Genomic DNA, 19,229 nt, shown 5'->3' with positions numbered 1-19,229 from the left:
TTTAAGTGAGCGAACTCATTCGCGTACCTGACATCGGCAGCGGTGAAGGTGAAATCATCGAGCTGTTCGTCAAGGTCGGTGATCGTATCGAGGCTGACCAGAGCCTGCTGACCCTGGAGTCCGACAAGGCCTCCATGGAGATCCCGGCACCGAAGGCCGGCGTGATCAAGGAACTGAAGGTCAAGCTGGGCGATCGCCTGAAAGAAGGCGACGAGCTGCTGGTCCTGGAAGCCGAGGGCGCCGCTGCTGCGGCCCCTGAGGCTCCTGCTGCCGCTCCGGCCCAGGCTGCTGCACCGGCTCCTGCCGCTGAAGCCGCCCCTGCCCCAGCTCCGGCCGCAGCCCCGGCTGCCGCCAGCGTGCAGGACATCCACGTGCCGGACATCGGCTCGTCGGGCAAGGCCAAGATCATCGAAGTGCTGGTCAAGGTCGGCGACACCGTCGAAGCTGACCAGTCGTTGATCACCCTGGAGTCCGACAAGGCCTCCATGGAAATCCCGTCGCCGGCTGCCGGCGTGGTCGAAGAAGTGCTGTGCAAACTGGAAGACGAAGTCGGCACTGGCGACCTGATCTTCAAGCTCAAGGTTGCTGGCGCCGCGCCTGCTGCCGCTCCGGCCGCCGCTGCTGCCCCGGCCAAGGCTGAGGCGGCTCCGGCCGCCGCACCTGCCGCAGCCGCTCCGGCTGCTGCTCCTGCACCGGTCGCTACCGCACCGGCTGCCGGCAGCAACGCCAAGGTTCACGCCGGCCCGGCAGTACGCCAGCTGGCCCGTGAATTCGGCGTCGACCTGGGCGCGGTTGCCGCGACCGGTCCGCACGGCCGCATCCTGAAAGAAGACGTGCAGGTCTACGTCAAGGCAATGATGCAGAAGGCCAAGGAAGCTCCGGCAGCCGCCGGTGCGACCGGCGGCGCCGGCATCCCGCCGATCCCTGCCGTGGACTTCAGCAAGTTCGGTGAAGTGGAAGAAGTGGCCCTGACCCGCCTGATGCAGGTCGGTGCTGCAAACCTGCACCGCAGCTGGCTGAACGTGCCGCACGTTACCCAGTTCGACTCCGCCGACATCACCGAGCTGGAAGCCTTCCGCGTTGCGCAGAAGGCCGTGGCCGAGAAGGCTGGCGTGAAGCTGACCGTGCTGCCACTGCTGCTCAAGGCCTGTGCGTTCCTGCTCAAGGAACTGCCGGACTTCAACAGCTCGCTGGCGCCAAGCGGCAAGGCCATCATCCGCAAGAAGTACGTGCACATCGGCTTTGCCGTGGACACCCCGGACGGCCTGCTGGTGCCTGTGATCAAGAACGTCGACCAGAAGAGCCTGCTGCAACTGGCTGCCGAAGCGGCTGCGCTGGCCGAAAAAGCCCGCACCAAGAAGCTGTCGGCCGACGAGATGCAAGGCGCTTGCTTCACCATCTCCAGCCTCGGCCACATTGGCGGCACCGGCTTCACGCCGATCGTCAACGCGCCGGAAGTGGCTATCCTGGGCGTCTCCAAGGCGACCATGCAGCCGGTCTGGGATGGCAAGGCCTTCCAGCCGAAGCTGATGCTGCCGCTGTCGCTGTCCTACGATCACCGTGTGATCAACGGCGCTGCCGCCGCGCGCTTCACCAAGCGCCTGGGCGACGTGCTGGGCGATATCCGCACCATGCTGCTGTAAGGCAGCACACTGCCCCTCCTTGCGAGGGGCAGTACCCTTTCGAGCTGCCACGCTCGTACCTCAACCCCGTCGCTTGGCGGGGCTTTTTTTTGCCTGGCAAAAGGCACATTGGGGCTGCTTTGCAGCCCTTCGCGGGCTTGCCCGCTCCCACAGGAACCGCGCATTTTCTGAGGCCGACGCCACACCTGTGGGAGCGGGCAAGCCCGCGAAGGGCCGCAAAGCGGCCCCAAAAACTTCAACAAATCTACAGATTCCACCCCACCAGCCGATAACCCGTCCACAGCATCACGCATGGCTGCTTGCCAGCCCCCGGGACATGATGCAACCTTGCCGAATCCGCCGCCGCCCCAAAGCCGCGTTACCTCTTCAAGCGAGTCTTCGATGAAAAGCCAACCCGATGCCGCCAGCCGTGTGGTGGCCGAGGTCGTCACGCAGTTACCCGTGCCCTCGCGGCTCGGCATGCTGCGTTTCGAAAGGCTCAACGAAGCCACCTGGGCCATGCTCTACCTCGACCCGGCCTGCGAGCGCCAGTTCGGCCTGCATGCCAGCGACCTGTGTGCCCTTGTAGACGCGCCCTATGCCAGCCTGATGGAGCCCGAGGCCCGCTACCGGCTGCACGACGAGATCCAGCTGCAACTGGCCCAGCGCGGCTACTACCGCGTGCGCTACACCTTGCACACGCCAACTGCATCGCTACGCCTGCTGGAGGCCGGGGAAGCCTACAAGCAGCACAATCGCCACCTTTTGCGCGGCTACCTGAGCGTGCTCGACGACCACGCCGAGGATACCGGCGAAGCCCCTGCCAGCGACCTGGAATCGCGCAACAACCGGCTGCAACTGGCGCTGCAACTGAACCAGCGCGCGCAGCAGGAACAACTCGAGCACCTGGAGCGGGTACGCGGCCAGCAGGACCTGATCCTGCGCCTGGCCCGCCAGCGCTACAGCGTCGGGAATTCATTGCGGGAAGCCGCCCAGCTGATTACCCGGAGCGCCTGCGAGATCTACAAGGTCGACATTGCCAGCATCTGGCACCTGGAAGACCAGCGCCTGGAGCCGATCACCGCCTGGTACCGGGAAGCGCAAGAGCACCGCCAGCCCGAAGCCATAGATGCCAGCCGCTTCCCCGATTACCTCGACGCGCTGCACACCAGCCGCGCCATCGATGCCCATAATGCCGGCCACGACCCGCGCACCCGCGCCCTGGCACAAAGCCTGTACCCGGAAAACAAGGCGATGCTTGATGCCAGCATTCGCGTCGATGGTCAGGTAGTCGGTGTGCTGTGCCTTGAGCAGACCGGCCAGACCCGGGCCTGGCAGTCGGACGAAATCGCCTTTGCCGGCGAGCTGGCCGACCAGTTCGCCCAGGTCATCACCAACCATAACCGGCGCACCGCCGCCAGCGCCCTGCACCTGTTCCAGCGGGCGGTCGAGCAGAGCGCCAGCGCCTTCCTGCTGGTCAACCGCGACGGCGTGGTGGAGTACGTCAACCCCAGCTTTACCGCCATCACCCAGTACAGCACCGAGGAAGTGCAAGGCCGCCACCTGGGCGAGCTGCCGGCGCTGGAGAACCTCAGCGAACTGCTGTTCGACTCGCCGTCGAGCCTGGCCATGGGCAACAGCTGGCAGGGTGAATTCAAGAGCCGGCGCAAGAACCTCGAGCCCTACTGGGGCCAGCTGTCGATATCCAAGGTCTACGGCGACAACCGCGAGCTGACCCACTACATCGGCATCTACGAGGACGTCACCCAGACCAAGCTGGCCCAGCAGCGCATCGAACGCCTGGCCTACACCGACAACCTGACCAACCTGGGGAACCGCCCGGCGTTCATCCGCAGCCTGGACGAGCGCTTTGCCCGTGATGGCGAGAACTCGATGTGCCTGCTGCTGGTGGACATCGACAACTTCAAGCGCATCAACGACAGCCTCGGCCACCAGACCGGCGACAAGCTGCTGATCAGCCTGGCCCGTCGCCTGCGCAACAGCCTCCATGCCGGCGGCATCCTGGCACGCTTTGCCAGTAACGAGTTCGCCGTGCTGCTCGACGACACCCGCCTGGAAGATGGCCAGGGTGTCGCACAGCAATTGCTGAACACGCTCGACAAGCCGATGTTCGTCGACAACCAGCTGATCAACGTCACCGCCTCGGTGGGCCTGGCCTGCGCGCCACTGCACGGCGCCGACCCGGCCAGCCTGATGAAAAATGCCGGCCTGGCGCTGCACAAGGCCAAGGCCAACGGCAAACACCAGGTGCAGGTGTTTACCGAAGTACTCAATGCCGAAGCCAGCTACAAGCTGTTCGTCGAAAACAACCTGCGTCGCGCCCTGACCCAGAACGAGCTGGAGGTGTTCTACCAGCCCAAGCTGTGCCTGCGCAGTGGCCGCCTGCTGGGGCTGGAAGCGCTGCTGCGCTGGAACCACCCCGAGCGCGGCATGATCCGCCCCGACCAGTTCATCAGCGTGGCGGAAGAGACCGGCCTGATCATCCCCATCGGCAAATGGGTGGTGCGCCAGTCGTGCCGCATGAGCCAGCAACTGCGCGAGGCCGGCATGGGCAACCTGCATGTAGCCATAAACCTGTCGCCCAAGCAGTTCTCCGACCCGGACCTGGTGGCGTCGATCAGCACCATCCTCAAGGAAGAAGCCCTGCCCCCGCACCTGCTGGAGCTGGAGCTGACCGAAGGCCTGCTGCTGGAGGCCAGCGAAGACACCCACCGCCAACTGGATGAGCTGAAGGCCCTGGGCCTGACCCTGGCCATGGACGACTTCGGCACCGGTTATTCGTCGCTGAGCTACCTGAAGAAGTTTCCGATCGACATCCTCAAGATCGACCGCAGTTTCATCAATGAAATCCCGGACAACCAGGACGACATGGAAATCACCTCGGCGGTGGTGGCCATGGCGCACAACCTCAAGCTGAAAGTGGTGGCCGAGGGTATCGAGACGCCGGAGCAGCTGGCGTTCCTGCGCCGGCACCGCTGCGACGTGGGCCAGGGCTACCTGTTCGACCGGCCGATTCCGGGGCGCGAGCTGGCTGAACGGCTGAAGCGTTACCCGCGTGGCCCACTGGCCTGACAGCCGCGTAAACCTCGGGCACTATAGAAACCATTCGGGCCCTTTCGCGGGCACGCCCGCTCCCACAGGTATCCCACAACATTCAAATCCTGTGGTGACCCTGTGGGAGCGGGCATGCCCGCGAAGGCCCCAACACCTATTCAACTGCCATACAGAGGAACGGCCATGGTCCTGCGTTCGGAAATCCTGGTGAACAAAAACGTCATGCCTACCGCGGAGCAGGCCCTGCCTGGCCGCGAAACGCCAATGAAGCTGCCCGAGTTCCATTACGTGTTCAAGGACACGCCTCTGCTCGGCCCCTTCTTCGAAGGCGCCATCGACTTCGCCATCTTCGGTCTGGGCTGCTTCTGGGGCGCCGAGCGCCGCTTCTGGCAGCGTGAGGGCGTGGTCAGCACGGTGGTTGGCTACGCCGGCGGCTTCACCCCCCACCCCACCTACGAGGAAGTGTGCTCGGGCCTGACCGGCCATACCGAAGTGGTGCTGGTAGTGTTCGACAAGGACAAGGTCAGCTACCGCGAGCTGCTGGCGATGTTCTGGGAACTGCACAACCCGACCCAGGGCATGCGCCAGGGCAACGACATCGGCACCCAGTACCGCTCGGCCATCTACTGCACCAGCCCGGAACAGCTGGAACAGGCCAAGGCCAGCCGCGACGCGTTCCAGGCCGAACTGACCAAGGCTGGCTTCGGCGAGATCACCACCGAAATCGACCAGGCGCCGACCGTGTACTTCGCCGAGGCCTACCACCAGCAGTACCTGGCCAAGAACCCGGACGGCTACTGCGGCATCGGCGGCACCGGTGTGTGCCTGCCACCGAGCCTGCAGGGTAACTGACGCATGAGCACGATGACCCTGTTCCACTCGCCATTGTCGCCATTCGTGCGCAAGGTCATGGTGGTGTTGCACGAGACTGGCCAGCTTGAGCGTGTAAAGCTGCAGCCGGTGAACATCAGCCCGGTCAGCGGCGACCTGCAACTGAACCAGGACAACCCGATCGGCAAGATCCCGGCCCTGCGCCTGGCAGACGGGACCGTACTGCACGACAGCCGGGTGATCTGCGAATACCTGGACCTGCAGCACGTCGGCCTGCCGCTGCTGCCGCGCGAAGGCTCGGCGCGTTGGCGCCGCATGACGCTGGTGTCGCAGGCCGATGCGATCATGGATGCGGCGGTGTCGTCGCGCTATGAAAGCTTCCTGCGGCCTGAAGACAAGCGCTGGGACGGCTGGCTGCAGGCACAGGGCGACAAGATTCGCCGTAGCCTGGCCAACCTGGAGCAGGAGCATTTGCCTGAGCTGATGTCCGGGTTCGACCTGGCAGCGATTGGCGTGGCCTGTGCGCTGGGGTATCTGGATTTGCGCCAGCCCGGGTTCGGCTGGCGTGAGCAGCAGCCTGGGTTGGCGGCGTGGTATGCCGAGGTGGTCAAGCGGCCTTCCATGGTTGCCACCGCGCCGGTAGCCTGAAGGGCCTCTTCGCGGGTACGCCCGCTCCCACAGGGTATGCGCCATACCTGTGGGAGCGGGCGAGCCCGCGAAAGGGCCGCTACAGGCGCCTCGCCATCAGCAGCCCGGCTTGCCGGCGGTAAACTTCTTCGCCGGGTTTACCGCCGCCTTGAACTCGCGCAATGCCTTGGCCCCCACCAGCAGCGGGTAGTTGAAGCTGCTGCGGTCCACCAGGTTAACCTCGACGGTGCGTTTCACGTCACCCAGGCACAGCTCCAGGTCGACCACCGGGCGCTTGGAGATTTCCGGCGCATCGCCTTCGTCTTCTTCATCGGCACGGCCCTTGATCTTGCTGATGCGCGAGACCTTGTGCTCGTACACCTTGCCGTCCGAATCCTTGGTCGCCAGGCGGAAGCGCACCCACTCGTCACCATCGCGGGTGAACAGCTCGATATCCTTGGCCGAAAGCGACGCGGTAAAGGCGCCAGTATCCATCTTGGCTTTCAGGGTTTCGCCCAGTTCGGGCAGGGCTATGTTCTCGTAACGGCCATAGAGGGTGGGCTCGGCGGCCATGACCGGCAGCGCCAACAACGACAACAGGGCAAGCAGAGATTTCACAGGCAGGCTTCCTTGAGGAGTGTCAGTGCTTAGACTGCACTGGCAGGATAGGTTCGCTGTCACAAGGTTAACCAACAAATTGTGAAACATTTGTCTGCGCCGCCGGGCATGGGAAATTTGGCGTTGGCCAGCGCCCTGCTTATCATTGCCAACCGTTTATCTCCCACAACAAGAGTCTCTTTATGCGTCGCCTGCTGACCGGCATTCTCACTACCACCCTGCTGCTGCTCAACACCCTGGTGTTGATCTGCCCGCTGCTGGTCTTCGCCCTGCTCAAACTGGTGCTGCCGGGCCGCGGCCGTGACTATGCCTCGTGGGCAGTGATGTGGGTGGCCGAGACCTGGTCGGAGATCGACAAGGCCATCTTTGCCCTGTGCATCCCTACAAAGTGGGACATCCGCGGTGTCGAGAACCTGCGCAAGGACACCTCATACCTGGCCGTGAGCAACCACCAGACCTGGGTCGATATCCCCGCACTGATCGAAAGCCTCAACCGCCGTACACCGTTCTTCAAGTTCTTCCTGAAGAAGGAACTGATCTGGGTACCGTTGCTGGGCCTGGCCTGGTGGGGGCTGGATTACCCGTTCATGAAGCGCTACAGCAAGGCCTTCCTGGAGAAGCACCCGGAGCTGAAGGGCAAGGACCTGGAAATCACCAAGGCCGCCTGCGAGCTGTTCAAGCGCCAGCCGGTGACCGTGGTGAACTACCTGGAAGGCACCCGGTTTACCGAGGCCAAGCGCCTGGAGCAGCAGTCGCCGTATCGTTACCTGCTCAAGCCAAAGGCGGGTGGCGTGGCGTTCGTGCTGGCGGCATTGGGTGAGCAGCTGGATGCCTTGCTCGACGTGACCATCGTCTATCCCGGCAACAAGGCGCCGGGGTTCTGGGACCTGCTCAATGGCAGCATCAACCGGGTGATTATCGACATTCAGGTGCGCGAGCTGGACCCGGCGCTGTGGGCGGGGGATTACGAGAATGATCCTGAGTTTCGTCAGACCGTGCAGGCTTGGGTGAACCAGTTGTGGGTGGAAAAGGACTTGCGGATCGAGCAGCTGCGGGCGGAAATGGGCTGAAAGCTCTATTGCCTGTGCCGGCCTCTTCGCGGGCTCGCCCGCTCCCACAGGGGCGGCGCCACCTTCAGGGGCTGTGGTAATCCTGTGGGAGCGGGCGAGCCCGCGAAGAGGCGGGTACAGGTATCACAGACTTCCGATTAAAACCCAGGCTAATAATCAGCATTAGGATTACTTCTTTGTCACACCCCACCTAAGTGGATAAAAATCGACCAAAGCACAACTACAAAAACGCTCTGGATCGAACGATGGCCAACCCACCCAGCTCCACCCCCGCCCAGCTCCGCCGTGTCCTCGGCCTGCCCGCCCTGGTGTTTTTCGGCCTGGTGTACATGGTCCCGCTGACCATTTTCACCACCTACGGCATCGTCACCGAGCTTACCGGCGGTCGCACTGCCGGCGCCTATATGGTCACGCTGGTGGCCATGCTGTTCACCGCCGCGTCCTACAGCTTCATGGTCAAGCGCTTCCCGGTCGCGGGTTCGGCGTACTCCTACACCAACATGGCCTTCGGCCCAAACGTCGGCTTCCTCGCCGGCTGGTCGCTGCTGCTGGATTACCTGTTCCTGCCAATGATCAACTACCTGCTGATCGGCCTGTTCCTCAACATCGCCTTCCCGGCCATCCCGGCGTGGTCGATCGCGCTGGCCTCGATTGCCCTGGTGACCGTGCTCAATGTGGTCGGCATTCACTCGGTGGCCAAGACCAGCAACCTGATCGTTGGCGCGCAGATCGTGTTCATCGTGGTGTTCGTCGCGCTGTCCTGCCAGTCGCTGGCCGGCCAGCCGCTGGACCTGCTGACGCCGCTGATGGGCGATGGCTCCAAGCCCGGTTTCGGCCCGATCATGGCCGGCGCGGCGGTGCTGTGCCTGTCGTTCCTTGGCTTCGATGCCGTATCGACCTTGGCCGAAGAATGCCGCGATGCCCGCCGCGACGTGCCACGGGCGATCATCCTCACAACCCTGTTCGCCGGCTTGCTGTTCACCGTGCTGGCCTATGTCAGCCAGCTGGTGTTGCCGGGCAGCACATTCGCCAATGCCGATGCGGCGGCCAACGAGGTGATGTTCAAGGCGGGCGGGCAATTCCTGGCCAACTTCTTCACGGCGGCGTATGTGGCCGGCAGCCTGGGCTCGGCGCTGGCCTCGCAGGCAGCGGTGTCGCGCATCCTGTTCACCATGGGGCGCGATAACGTACTGCCTCGGCGCAGCTTTGGTTACCTGTCGCCGCGCTTTGGTACCCCGGTGTTTGCCATTGCGCTGGTGTCGGCATTTTCGCTGCTGGCGTTGGTGATCGACCTGGCTACCCTCGCCTCGCTGATCAGCTTTGGTGCGCTGGTGGCGTTTTCGGCGGTGAACCTGGCGGTGGTGAAGACTCACCTGATGGACGATGGTGCACAGCGTAACCTCAAGGGGCTGCTGTGCTATGGCGTGGTGCCGTTGGTGGGGTTGGCGCTGACCTTGTGGCTGTGGACCAGCCTGTCGGCACTGACTTTGGTGATTGGCCTGTGCTGGTTTGCGCTAGGCCTTGCGTATCTGGCAGTACTGACCGCCGGCTTCCGTCGTCCGGTGCGGCTGGTGGACTTCACCGAAGCTGCCTGACTATCGGCCCGACGCAGATCTGCTTATGTTCTGTGGGAGCGGGCGCGCCCGCGAAGAATCCAGCGCGGTGTAGGCCACCGGCTTCGCCGGTGTTCGCGGGCATGCCCGCTCCCACAAAAACTGCGCAGGCGCTTGAATCTTGATCAAGACAGTTGCCCCACAACTACAGCGTCAGCCCTGAAGTCTGTGATAACCCTGTGGGAGCTGGCTTGCCGGCGATTGGGCCAGCACTGTCCCTTCAAAACCCTCAGACCGAAGGCTGAGCCAACGGCGCCGGCACCGGCGTCGTCCACAAACTCCCCAAATTCTGCAACAATGACCCGGCAATCCCCTGCTGCCCCAGGTACTGCAGCAGCAACGGCGCAAACTGCCCGATCATCCCGGTATCCATGCCCAGCGCCTTGAACGCATTGTCCAGGTCGCTGCGGTTCTCCACATTGCCACCCAGCGCATTGCTCAATGCCGACGGGTTCTCGCTGTTCTTGCCCAGCAAATCCCCCAACCCACTCAACCCACCCAGCGCACCGGCCCCTGCCAGCAGGTCCAGCCCCGGCACTGCCTTGGTCAACTGGCCATAGTCCTCACTGCTGAGGTTGTTACGCGCCAACCCCAACATCGCCCCCGCCCCGCCCACGGCCTGTTCGGGGGTGATGTTCAATTGGCTACCCAGGGTATTGAGCAGATTGGCTTGCGCTGCGGGCGCCTGCACCTGGCCTTGCGGTTGCTGGCTCTGCATGGCGGACACGGCGTTGGCGGCATCGCTGAGGTTGAAGGCGAACACCGGGCTTGCGGCCAGGGTCATCAGGGTTGCCAGGGTGATTGCTTTCATCGGGAGGGACCTCGTTGGCCGGGATGGCCTGGGAAACGAGGGGTTTGACTGACGATTTGCAGGTTTGTTCCTACCCTACGTTACCTAGCAAAATTGCTAGTTGATGCCAATGGTGCGCGGCCCCAAAGTAAGCCGAAATTACGACATTACCGAGGTGGGATCATGACAAACCAAACTGCAAACGACATCGGACCGAGTCATGCATTCTTACAGGAACAGGGCAGTTCACCGCAGCATCGTGCCATGCATTTTTATCAAAACGACCACCTCTCTGCCCGGCTCTCGGAGCAGGGCAATTATCACCGTATGCTATGGGCAGAAGGAACGCCGATCGTTCAGTTTGAAGAAGGACAGACGGCCAAAACTCTAAAGGTTGACCAGGCTAGCTCTGTACTGGGCGTAGCACATGACATGGTGGCATATTCGCCTTATGGCTTCTTGAAATCGGAAAAAATCGCAGCGCTTATTGCATTCAATGGACAATGCTTCGACCCGTTTTCACTAGCGTACGCTTTGGGAATTGGATACAGGCTTTTCAGCCCTTTACGTCGGCGCTTTAACAGCCCCGACAGCCTTAGCCCTTTTGACAGTGGCGGTTTTAATGCTTATGCCTATTGCGAGAATGACCCAATAAACTTCACTGACCCATCGGGCCACGTTAGGCTCTTCCGAGGCGTCCAAAAAATCCTAAAATCGCGCAAGCACCCTCAAGTTTACATAAAAGACAAACACTCCACACTCTTACTCAGCAAGGAAAAAGATTTAAAACTCAAAGCAGAAACCTTAAAAAACAGCATAGCTCGAGATAAGCAAAGCCTAATTAAACAGCGAAGAGAACTGCCACACTTAGAAAGCGCTGCGCTTGATGCTCAACTCAACAACAGACCATTAACTCCAGATCCCAGCGAATGGGCTGATAAAAGACGTGTCAAGGCAATGAACCAGAGGTTGGCTCTCGAGGCTCAGGAAGCCAATTCAAGACTGTCAGTCGCCCTAAATAATGAAAAATTCCTATCAAAAAATATAGAACTACGTACAGAAGAACTTTCCAGGATCAAGAAAGAAATTAAAAATGAAATTCAAAATATTAACAATTTCGTCAGGCGTGGGCTTTGATAATTTTTTATGATAAGCATTAGTCAGCCGAGCAAACTCTCATAAAAAAGCCCCTCACTTGAGGGGCTTCGCTGAGGCTGTGCGTATTACGCCGCACCCCACATCTTGTGCGGATCGATCACAAACTTCTTCGGCACACCCGCATCAAACTCGCCATACCCTTCCGGCGCCTGATCCAGGTTGATCACCTGCACGCCCACCACTTCGGCGATGTTGATGCGGTCCCACATAATCGCCTGCATCAGCTGGCGGTTGTACTTCATGGTCGGGGTCTGGCCGGTGTGGAAGCTGTGCGACTTGGCCCAGCCCAGGCCGAAGCGGATGCTCAGCGCGCCGATCTTGGCAGCAGCATCGACCGCGCCCGGGTCTTCGGTCACGTACAGGCCCGGGATACCGATATTGCCGGCAACGCGGGTAACCTGCATCAGCGAGTTCAGCACGGTGGCCGGGGCTTCGTGCTTGGCACCTTCGTGGCCATGGCCGCGAGCCTCGAAGCCTACGGCGTCTACGGCGCAGTCCACTTCCGGCTCGCCGAGGATGTCGACGATCTGCTCGTGCAGCGGGGTGTCCTTGGACAGGTCGACCACTTCGAAGCCCTGGGCCTTGGCGTGAGCCAGACGAGCCTGGTTCAGGTCGCCAACAATCACGCAGGCGGCGCCCAGCAGGCGCGCCGAGGCAGCGGCGGCCAGGCCGACCGGGCCGGCACCGGCAACGTACACAGTGCTGCCCGGGCCGACGCCAGCAGTCACGGCACCGTGGTAGCCGGTCGGCAGGATGTCGGACAGGCAGGTCAGGTCACGGATCTTCTCCATGGCCTTGTCGCGCTCTGGCAGTTTCAGCAGGTTGAAGTCGGCGTATGGCACCAGCACGTATTCGGCCTGGCCGCCGGTCCAGTCACCCATGTCGACGTAGCCGTAGGCACCGCCTGCGCGGGCCGGGTTGACGGTGAGGCAGACACCGGTGTGCATCTCTTTGCAGGAGCGGCAACGGCCGCAGGCGACGTTGAACGGTACCGAGACCAGGTCGCCGATCTGCATGCGCTCGACGTCGCGGCCCTTCTCGACGATTTCACCGGTGATTTCGTGGCCCAGGACCAGGCCGACCTGGGCGGTGGTGCGGCCGCGAACCATGTGCTGGTCGGAGCCGCAGATGTTGGTGGAGACCACCTTCAGGATCACGCCGTGCTCGATTTTCTTGCCGCGTGGGTCCTGCATTTTCGGGTAGTCGATCTTCTGCACCTCGACCTTGCCGGCGCCGAGATATACCACTCCACGATTGCCAGACATGCTCTTACCTCGCTTGATTTTTATTTATGCAGCGGTGGTTGAACGCGCCGCCATCCGGGGCGGCATGTGTTTCTGGAATGCAGGGAATTGTGGGCCTGATACGGCGGGATGCACTGACTGGAAGCGACAGGGAGATGCCTTTTAACGGCAGGTGAAATTGTGTTGGGCCATTCGCGGGCACGCCCGCTCCCACAGGTACCGCGCTAGCCTTGAGAGCAGCGCAACACCAGTGGGAGCGGGCATGCCCGCGAAGAGGCCGGTACAGGTTATTACAGAACTACCGTCCGGTTGGCGTTGAGGAACACACGCCGCTCGATGTGATACCCCACCGCCCGCGCCAGGGTCAGGCACTCGATGTCGCGCCCTTTGGCAATCAGATCTTCAGGGTAATGGCTGTGGTCCACCACCTCCACGCCCTGGGCGATGATCGGGCCTTCGTCCAGGTCGTTGTTGATGTAGTGCGCCGTGGCGCCAACCATCTTCACGCCCTTGTTGTAAGCCTGGTGATAAGGCTTGGCGCCCTTGAACCCGGGCAGCAACGAGTGGTGAATGTTGATCGCCCAACCATCCAGGCGCCGGCACAGCTCCGGCGACAGCACCTGCATGTAACGGGCAAGCACCACCAGCTCCGCGCCGGTTTCTTCGATCACCTGGATCACCTTGCGCTCTTGCGCCGGCTTGTCCTTCGGGTCGAGGGCGAAGTGGTAGTAGGGAATCTTGTGCCAATGCGCCAACGGCTCGAGGTCCGGGTGGTTGGACACCACCGCGACAACGTCCATGGCCAGCTGACCGATGCGCTGCCGATACAGCAGGTCATTAAGGCAATGGTCGGCCTTGGACACCATGATCACCACCTTGGGGCGATGATTGGGTGCAGTCAGCTCAAACGTCATGCCGAACGCATCGCTGCGCTCGGCAAGGCCGGCACGGAAGCCGGCTTCGTCGAAATCGTCCGGCTGGCGGAACTCCACGCGAATGAAGAAACGCCCCGACAACCGGTCATCGAAGGAGTGGTGCTCCGTCACGTAGCAGCGCTGCTCGAAGAGGTAACGCGTCACCACGTCGACGGTGCCGAGCATGCTCGGGCAGTCGGCGGTGAGAATCCAGGTATCCGGTGCCCGACTCATGTTCGCTCTCCTTAAGCCTCGATGCTCAGACCGTACTCGGCCGAAGCGTCTTGCAGCCACAGCCACCAGTAGTCGGCGAAGCTGCGGCGAATCACCAGTTCCCAGGTGTCTTCGGCGGTGCGGCGGATCACCAGTTGCGACTTGGCGAATACGGTGCCGACGGCCTTGCCTACCGGGAAGTTGTTCGGGTGAACATCATAGCTGGTGGATTTCATCAGCACTTCGCGCACGTTCGGGCCGCGCAGTTCCAGCAGGCTTTGCCCGCCGCTGACATTGACTACCTGGATGTGCTGGCCTTCGAGGGCTGCGCGCAGCTTCTGCTCGACGGCAAACTCCTGGCCGCCCGGGACGATCAGCAGCCACTCGTCCGGCCCCATCCATTGCAGCGACATTTCGTTGTTGGCGACCACGGTCAGGGCCACTGGCAGCTCCAGGCCCAGGGCCTTGTGCACGCCGGCGGCGAATTCCGGGTCGTGGCCGTCGCCACGGATGGTCAGGTGGCCGAGGAACTTGCGTTCACGCAGGGTCACGCCTGCGTTCTTGCGGCCTTTGCCAACCAGGCTGGCCAGGTCGGCGTGGTGCAGTGGCGACTGGGCCTTGGCCTCGGCGCCGGGGTTTTGCTGGAAGACGTTGATAGCGCTCATTTCTTACCTGCCTTGAATTCTGGATTCGACCACGATGCCTGCGGGAGACGATCATCCTGTGGGAGCGGGCATGCCCGCGAATGCGATGGTGGATTCACCGCCTTCTTCGCGGGCACGCCCGCTCCCACAGAGACCTCATTCCAAACCGGGCATCAGTTGGTACCGGGGCCTTAGACGTTCTGCCGCTCACCCTTCGGATCGAAGAACACCGAAGACACGATCTCCGCCTCGATCACGCTGCCATCGGCCTGCGGCGAGTAGACACGCTCGCCCATGCGCTTGAGGCCGCCCTTGACCACACCCATCGCGAACGAGTAGCCCAGCGAGTTGGACGCGTAGCTGGAGGTGACGTGGCCAACCATGTCCATCGGGATCGGCTGCTTCGGATCGAACACTAGCTGGGCACCTTCCGGCAGCCACTTGGTCGGATCGATCGGCTTCAGGCCTACCAGCTGCTTGCGGTTCTCGCGCACGCAGTCTTCGCGGTTCATGCCACGCAGGCCGATCCACGAGTACGGCTTGTTGCGGCCCACGCACCAGCTCATGTTCAGGTCGTCCGGGGTCATCGAGCCGTCGGTGTCCTGGCCAACGATGATGAAGCCCTTCTCGGCGCGCAGTACGTGCATGGTTTCGGTGCCGTACGGGGTCAGGTTGTACTTCTTGCCCGCCTCGATGATCTGTTCCAGCACGCCCATGGCGTAGTTGGCCTGCACGTTGACTTCGTACGACAGCTCGCCGGTGAACGAGATACGGAACACCCGGGCCGGTACGCCGCCGACGTTGCCTTCCTTCCAGGTCATGAACGGGAAGGCTTCCTTGTCCATGTCGATGTCGGTCAGTTCGCTGAGCAGCTTGCGGCTGTTCGGGCCGGACAGGGTCATGGTCGCCCAGTGGTCGGTGACCGAGGTGAAGTACACCTTCAGCTCCGGCCATTCGGTCTGGTGGTACAGCTCCATCCACTGCAGTACACGCGCGGCGCCGCCAGTGGTGGTGGTCATGATGAAGTGGTTGTCGCCGACGCAGGCGGTCACGCCGTCGTCGAAGACCATGCCGTCTTCCTTGCACATCAGGCCGTAGCGGGCCTTGCCCACGTCGAGCTTGGTCCAGGCGTTGGTGTAGATGCGGTTGAGGAACTCGCGCGCGTCCGGGCCCTGGATGTCGATCTTGCCCAGGGTCGAGGCGTCCAGCAGGCCGACGCTGTCACGCACGGCCTTGCATTCGCGGGCCACGGCAGCATGGATGTCTTCACCGGCTTTCGGGAAGTACCAAGGGCGCTTCCACTGGCCGACGTCTTCGAACTCGGCGCCGTTCTTCACATGCCAGGCATGCAGGGCGGTGAAGCGCACGGGTTCGAACAGGTGACCACAGTGGCGGCCCGCTACTGCACCGAAGGTAACCGGCGTGTAGTTGGGGCGGAACATGGTGGTACCCATTTCCGGAATGGTGATGCCGATCGAACGGGCGGCGATGGCCAGGCCGTTGATGTTGCCCAGTTTGCCCTGGTCAGTACCGAAGCCCAGCGCGGTGTAGCGTTTTACGTGCTCGACCGACTCGAAGCCTTCGCGGGTGGCCAGTTCGATGGCGGCTGCGGTGACGTCGTTCTGCTGGTCAACGAACTGCTTGGGTGCGCGGGCAGTGCCTTTGTCGTGCGGCACCTGGAACAGCGCCACGGTGGCCTCCTCCTTGCGCGCAACGGTTTTCGGCAGGCTGCCAACGGTGGCCTTGAAGCCTGCTTCGGTGGCTGCGCGAACGCCGCCTTCGAAGCCATCGGCGATCACGTCGCCCAGGGCATAGACGCCGTTGATGCCACCCACGCATTCGCGTTTCTGCGGCGCATCGCCCGGTACGAAGCCGAGGATGTCTTCACGCCATACCGGGCGACCACCCAGGTGCGAAGCCAGGTGCACGATCGGGCTGTAACCACCGGAGGTAGCGATCAGGTCGCACTCGAGGGTTTCGCCCGGGCTGGTGACCTTGTGTGCCTGTACGTCGATGGCGGCCACGCGGGCGCCGGTAACGTGCTTGGTGCCCTTGGCCTCGATCACGGCGCTGGAGGTAAGGATGCGGATGCCTTTGGCACGTGCTTCTTCGACCAGCGAGCCACGCGGATTGTGGCGGGCGTCGGCGATGGCGACCACTTGCAGGCCGGCATCGTGCCAGTCCAGCGCGGCGCGATAGGCGTGGTCGTTGTTGGTCGACAGCACCAGCTTGCGGCCCGGGGCCACGCCGTAGCGGCGCACATAGGTGGACACGGCACCGGCCAGCATGTTGCCCGGCACGTCGTTGTTGCCGTACACCAGCGGGCGCTCGTGGGCACCGGCGGCCAGCACTACGCGCTTGGCACGCACGCGGTGCACGCGGTGGCGCACCTGGCCGATCGGGGCGCGGTCGCCGAGGTGGTCGGTGAGGCGCTCGTGAATGGTCAGGAAGTTATGGTCGTGGTAGCCGTTGACCGTGGCGCGTGGCAGCAGGGTCACTTCCGGCAGGCTTTCCAGCTCTTTGACCACGGCGTTGACCCACTCGGTGGCAGGCTTGCCGTCGAGGGTTTCGCGGGTGTCGAGCAGGCTGCCGCCGAACTCTTCCTGCTCGTCAGCCAGGATCACACGGGCACCGCTGCGGGCAGCGGCCAGGGCCGCGGCCAGGCCAGCAGGGCCTGCACCGACGATCAGCACATCGCAGTGCTGGTTCATGTAGTCGTAGCTGTCCGGGTCGTTCTGCAGCGGCGCGCGGCCAAGGCCGGCGGCTTTGCGGATGTACTTCTCGTAAGTCATCCAGAACGATTTCGGGTACATGAAGGTTTTGTAGTAGAAGCCCGGCGGCATCATGCTGCCGCCCACCTTGCCAAGGATGCCCATGACGTCGTTGTTGACGTTCGGCCAGCCGTTGGTGCTGGTGGCTACAAGCCCTGCATACAGCGCCTGCTGGGTGGCTCGCACGTTGGGGATCTGGGTGGCTTCGCTGGAGCCGATCTGCAGGATGGCGTTCGGTTCTTCGGTACCGGCGGCAATGATGCCGCGTGGACGCGAATACTTGAAGCTGCGGCCAACGATATCAACGCCGTTGGCCAGCAACGCGGCGGCCAGGCTGTCACCGGCATAACCCTGGTAGGTCTTGCCGTTGAAGGTGAAGTTCAGGACCTTGCTGCGGTCGATACGGCCGCCGCTGGCGAGGCGATAGGTCTGGCTCATACTTTTTCCCCTTGGCCTTTGACGGTCGACGCGGCGCTGCTTTGCTTGCCGCTGGCGGTCACTTGCGGCTTCTCGCCAATCTTGTAGGTTTCCAGAATTTCGTAGGTCACGGTATCGCGGGTGACGTTGAAGTACTGGCGGCAGCCGGCAACGTGGTCCCACAGTTCGTGGTGAATACCGCGCGGGTTGTCACGGTAGAACATGTAGGTACCCCACTCCTCGTCGGAGCAGGCGTTGGGGTCCAGCGGGCGGGCGATGTGCGCCTGGCCAGAGGCGTGGAACTCTTCTTCGGAGCGCAGCTCGCCGCAGTGGGGACAGAAAATATGCAACATGACGGTGTCTCCGGTTAGTGGGCGACGGCGGCGGCGCCGTGTTCGTCGATCAGTGCGCCGTTGTAGAAGCGGTCCATGGAGAACGGCGCGGCCAGTGGGTGCATTTCGCCCTTGGCCAGGCTCGCGGCGAAGACGTTGCCCGAACCGGGGGTCGCCTTGAAGCCGCCAGTACCCCAACCGCAGTTGAAGAACATGTTCTTGACCGGGGTCTTGGTGATGATCGGGCAGGCGTCCGGCGAGGTATCGACGATGCCGCCCCACTGGCGGTTCATGCGCACGCGTGAGAGGTTGGGGAACATCTCGACGATAGCCTGCAGGGTGTGCTCGATCACAGGGTACGAACCGCGCTGGCCGTAGCCGACCCAACCGTCGATACCGGCACCGATCACCAGGTCGCCCTTGTCGGACTGGCTGATGTAGCCGTGCACGGCGTTCGACATGATCACGCTGTCGATGATCGGCTTGATCGGCTCGGATACCAGGGCTTGCAGCGGGTGCGACTCCAGCGGCAGGCGGAAGCCGGCCAGCCTGGCCATGTGCCCGGAGTTACCGGCGGTGACCACGCCGACGCGCTTGGCGCCGATGAAGCCTTTGTTGGTTTCCACACCGATGACCGCGCCGTTTTCCTTGCGGAAGCCGATCACTTCGGTCTGCTGAATCAGGTCCACGCCCAGGGCGTCGGCAGCACGGGCGAAGCCCCAGGCCACGGCGTCGTGACGGGCCACGCCACCACGGCGCTGCACGGTGGCACCGAGGATCGGGTAGCGGGTGTTCTTCGAGCAGTCCAGGTACGGGATCTCGGCCGCGACCTGGGCAGTGTTCAGCAGCTCGCCATCGACGCCGTTGAGGCGGTTGGCGGAGACGCGGCGCTCGGAGTCACGCATGTCCTGCAGGGTGTGGCACAGGTTGTAGACGCCGCGCTGGGAGAACATCACGTTGTAGTTGAGGTCCTGGGACAGGCCCTCCCACAGCTTCATGGCGTGCTCGTACAGGTGCGCCGACTCGTCCCACAGGTAGTTGGAACGCACGATGGTGGTGTTACGGGCGGTGTTGCCGCCGCCCAGGTAACCCTTCTCGATCACCGCGACGTTGGTGATGCCGTGTTCCTTGGCCAGGTAGTAGGCGGTTGCCAGGCCATGGCCGCCACCGCCGACGATAACCACGTCATAGACCTTTTTAGGGGTTGGCGTGCGCCACATGCGCTGCCAGTTCTCGTGGTGGCTGAGGGAGTGCTTGAAAAGGCCGAAGCCCGAGTAACGTTGCATGGTG

At 62.7% G+C, this 19,229-nt stretch carries 15 protein-coding genes; 7 read left to right on the top strand and 8 right to left on the bottom strand.

Annotated elements, in window-relative coordinates:
* Window positions 1–5 precede the first annotated feature (5 nt).
* The 4 genes from aceF to CAF70_RS17775 all read left to right on the top strand — a co-directional run bounded on the left by aceF (window position 6) and on the right by CAF70_RS17775 (window position 6,176).
* The gene (aceF, locus tag CAF70_RS17795) at window positions 6–1,643 is read left to right on the top strand and encodes a dihydrolipoyllysine-residue acetyltransferase (RefSeq protein ID WP_085626202.1); all 1,638 of its coding nucleotides are present in this window, start codon (window positions 6–8) and stop codon (window positions 1,641–1,643) included.
* Window positions 1,644–2,024: 381 nt separating this feature from the next.
* Window positions 2,025–4,715, top strand: coding sequence for a bifunctional diguanylate cyclase/phosphodiesterase (locus tag CAF70_RS17785; RefSeq protein ID WP_085626200.1), 2,691 nt, complete (start codon window positions 2,025–2,027; stop codon window positions 4,713–4,715).
* A 165-nt stretch (window positions 4,716–4,880) separates the two neighbouring features.
* Window positions 4,881–5,549 carry a peptide-methionine (S)-S-oxide reductase MsrA gene (gene msrA, locus CAF70_RS17780; RefSeq protein WP_085626199.1) on the top strand — a complete coding sequence of 223 codons (669 nt, stop codon included), beginning with the start codon at window positions 4,881–4,883 and terminating at the stop codon, window positions 5,547–5,549.
* A gap of 3 nt (window positions 5,550–5,552) precedes the next feature.
* Entirely contained in the window at window positions 5,553–6,176 is a 624-nt protein-coding gene (locus CAF70_RS17775) for a glutathione S-transferase (RefSeq protein WP_085626198.1), read from the top strand.
* 96 nt (window positions 6,177–6,272) lie between these two features.
* Here the strand turns inward: CAF70_RS17775 and CAF70_RS17770 are convergent, their stop codons facing one another.
* The gene (locus tag CAF70_RS17770) at window positions 6,273–6,773 is read right to left on the bottom strand and encodes an ATP-dependent zinc protease (protein WP_085626197.1); all 501 of its coding nucleotides are present in this window, start codon (window positions 6,771–6,773) and stop codon (window positions 6,273–6,275) included.
* Between the two features lie 182 nt (window positions 6,774–6,955).
* Here CAF70_RS17770 and CAF70_RS17765 point away from each other — a divergent pair, with 182 nt between their 5' ends.
* Together CAF70_RS17765 and CAF70_RS17760 are read left to right on the top strand one after the other, a co-directional pair.
* On the top strand, window positions 6,956–7,843 hold the full coding sequence (locus tag CAF70_RS17765; RefSeq protein ID WP_085626196.1) for an acyltransferase: 888 nt from the start codon (window positions 6,956–6,958) through the stop codon (window positions 7,841–7,843).
* Window positions 7,844–8,088: 245 nt separating this feature from the next.
* Window positions 8,089–9,438, top strand: coding sequence for an APC family permease (locus CAF70_RS17760; protein WP_085626195.1), 1,350 nt, complete (start codon window positions 8,089–8,091; stop codon window positions 9,436–9,438).
* Between the two features lie 247 nt (window positions 9,439–9,685).
* Here CAF70_RS17760 and CAF70_RS17755 read toward each other — a convergent pair whose 3' ends face one another.
* The gene (locus CAF70_RS17755; protein ID WP_085626194.1) at window positions 9,686–10,267 is read right to left on the bottom strand and encodes a DUF2780 domain-containing protein; all 582 of its coding nucleotides are present in this window, start codon (window positions 10,265–10,267) and stop codon (window positions 9,686–9,688) included.
* 162 nt (window positions 10,268–10,429) lie between these two features.
* Between CAF70_RS17755 and CAF70_RS17750 the strand changes: the two genes are divergently transcribed.
* Window positions 10,430–11,383, top strand: a complete 954-nt coding sequence (locus CAF70_RS17750; RefSeq protein WP_085626193.1) for an RHS repeat-associated core domain-containing protein — start codon at window positions 10,430–10,432, stop codon at window positions 11,381–11,383.
* Window positions 11,384–11,469: 86 nt separating this feature from the next.
* Here the strand turns inward: CAF70_RS17750 and fdhA are convergent, their stop codons facing one another.
* The 6 genes from fdhA to CAF70_RS17720 form a co-directional block, all read right to left on the bottom strand.
* Window positions 11,470–12,669 carry a formaldehyde dehydrogenase, glutathione-independent gene (gene fdhA, locus CAF70_RS17745; RefSeq protein WP_085626192.1) on the bottom strand — a complete coding sequence of 400 codons (1,200 nt, stop codon included), beginning with the start codon at window positions 12,667–12,669 and terminating at the stop codon, window positions 11,470–11,472.
* A 269-nt stretch (window positions 12,670–12,938) separates the two neighbouring features.
* Window positions 12,939–13,796 (bottom strand): formyltetrahydrofolate deformylase, encoded by an 858-nt coding sequence (purU, locus tag CAF70_RS17740; protein WP_085626191.1) that lies wholly within the window; start codon window positions 13,794–13,796, stop codon window positions 12,939–12,941.
* 11 nt (window positions 13,797–13,807) lie between these two features.
* Window positions 13,808–14,440 carry a sarcosine oxidase subunit gamma gene (locus CAF70_RS17735; RefSeq protein ID WP_013970521.1) on the bottom strand — a complete coding sequence of 211 codons (633 nt, stop codon included), beginning with the start codon at window positions 14,438–14,440 and terminating at the stop codon, window positions 13,808–13,810.
* A 170-nt stretch (window positions 14,441–14,610) separates the two neighbouring features.
* Window positions 14,611–17,628, bottom strand: coding sequence for a sarcosine oxidase subunit alpha (locus CAF70_RS17730; RefSeq protein WP_085626190.1), 3,018 nt, complete (start codon window positions 17,626–17,628; stop codon window positions 14,611–14,613).
* Entirely contained in the window at window positions 17,625–17,960 is a 336-nt protein-coding gene (locus CAF70_RS17725; protein WP_039613194.1) for a sarcosine oxidase subunit delta, read from the bottom strand. The genes CAF70_RS17730 and CAF70_RS17725 overlap by 4 nt, the downstream gene beginning before the upstream one ends.
* Window positions 17,961–17,974: 14 nt before the next feature.
* Complete coding sequence (locus CAF70_RS17720; protein WP_085626189.1) at window positions 17,975–19,225, bottom strand: sarcosine oxidase subunit beta family protein; 1,251 nt, start codon at window positions 19,223–19,225, stop codon at window positions 17,975–17,977.
* Window positions 19,226–19,229: the final 4 nt, after the last annotated feature.

Source organism: Pseudomonas sp. B19(2017), from assembly GCF_002113165.1.
In the GTDB taxonomy this organism is placed as follows: Bacteria; Pseudomonadota; Gammaproteobacteria; order Pseudomonadales; family Pseudomonadaceae; genus Aquipseudomonas.
This window is presented reverse-complemented; position numbering and strand designations above follow the sequence as displayed.

Excerpts from the sequence above, each read along its gene's own strand:
- CAF70_RS17725 (WP_039613194.1), bottom strand. The coding sequence starts at position 17,960 with ATGTTGCATATTTTCTGTCCCCACTGCGGCGAGCTGCGCTCCGAAGAA.
- CAF70_RS17720 (WP_085626189.1), bottom strand. The coding sequence starts at position 19,225 with ATGCAACGTTACTCGGGCTTCGGCCTTTTCAAGCACTCCCTCAGCCAC.
- fdhA (WP_085626192.1), bottom strand. The coding sequence starts at position 12,669 with ATGTCTGGCAATCGTGGAGTGGTATATCTCGGCGCCGGCAAGGTCGAG.
- CAF70_RS17735 (WP_013970521.1), bottom strand. The coding sequence starts at position 14,440 with ATGAGCGCTATCAACGTCTTCCAGCAAAACCCCGGCGCCGAGGCCAAG.
- CAF70_RS17765 (WP_085626196.1), top strand. The coding sequence starts at position 6,956 with ATGCGTCGCCTGCTGACCGGCATTCTCACTACCACCCTGCTGCTGCTC.
- CAF70_RS17775 (WP_085626198.1), top strand. The coding sequence starts at position 5,553 with ATGAGCACGATGACCCTGTTCCACTCGCCATTGTCGCCATTCGTGCGC.
- purU (WP_085626191.1), bottom strand. The coding sequence starts at position 13,796 with ATGAGTCGGGCACCGGATACCTGGATTCTCACCGCCGACTGCCCGAGC.
- CAF70_RS17750 (WP_085626193.1), top strand. The coding sequence starts at position 10,430 with ATGACAAACCAAACTGCAAACGACATCGGACCGAGTCATGCATTCTTA.
- CAF70_RS17755 (WP_085626194.1), bottom strand. The coding sequence starts at position 10,267 with ATGAAAGCAATCACCCTGGCAACCCTGATGACCCTGGCCGCAAGCCCG.
- msrA (WP_085626199.1), top strand. The coding sequence starts at position 4,881 with ATGGTCCTGCGTTCGGAAATCCTGGTGAACAAAAACGTCATGCCTACC.
- CAF70_RS17760 (WP_085626195.1), top strand. The coding sequence starts at position 8,089 with ATGGCCAACCCACCCAGCTCCACCCCCGCCCAGCTCCGCCGTGTCCTC.
- CAF70_RS17785 (WP_085626200.1), top strand. The coding sequence starts at position 2,025 with ATGAAAAGCCAACCCGATGCCGCCAGCCGTGTGGTGGCCGAGGTCGTC.
- CAF70_RS17730 (WP_085626190.1), bottom strand. The coding sequence starts at position 17,628 with ATGAGCCAGACCTATCGCCTCGCCAGCGGCGGCCGTATCGACCGCAGC.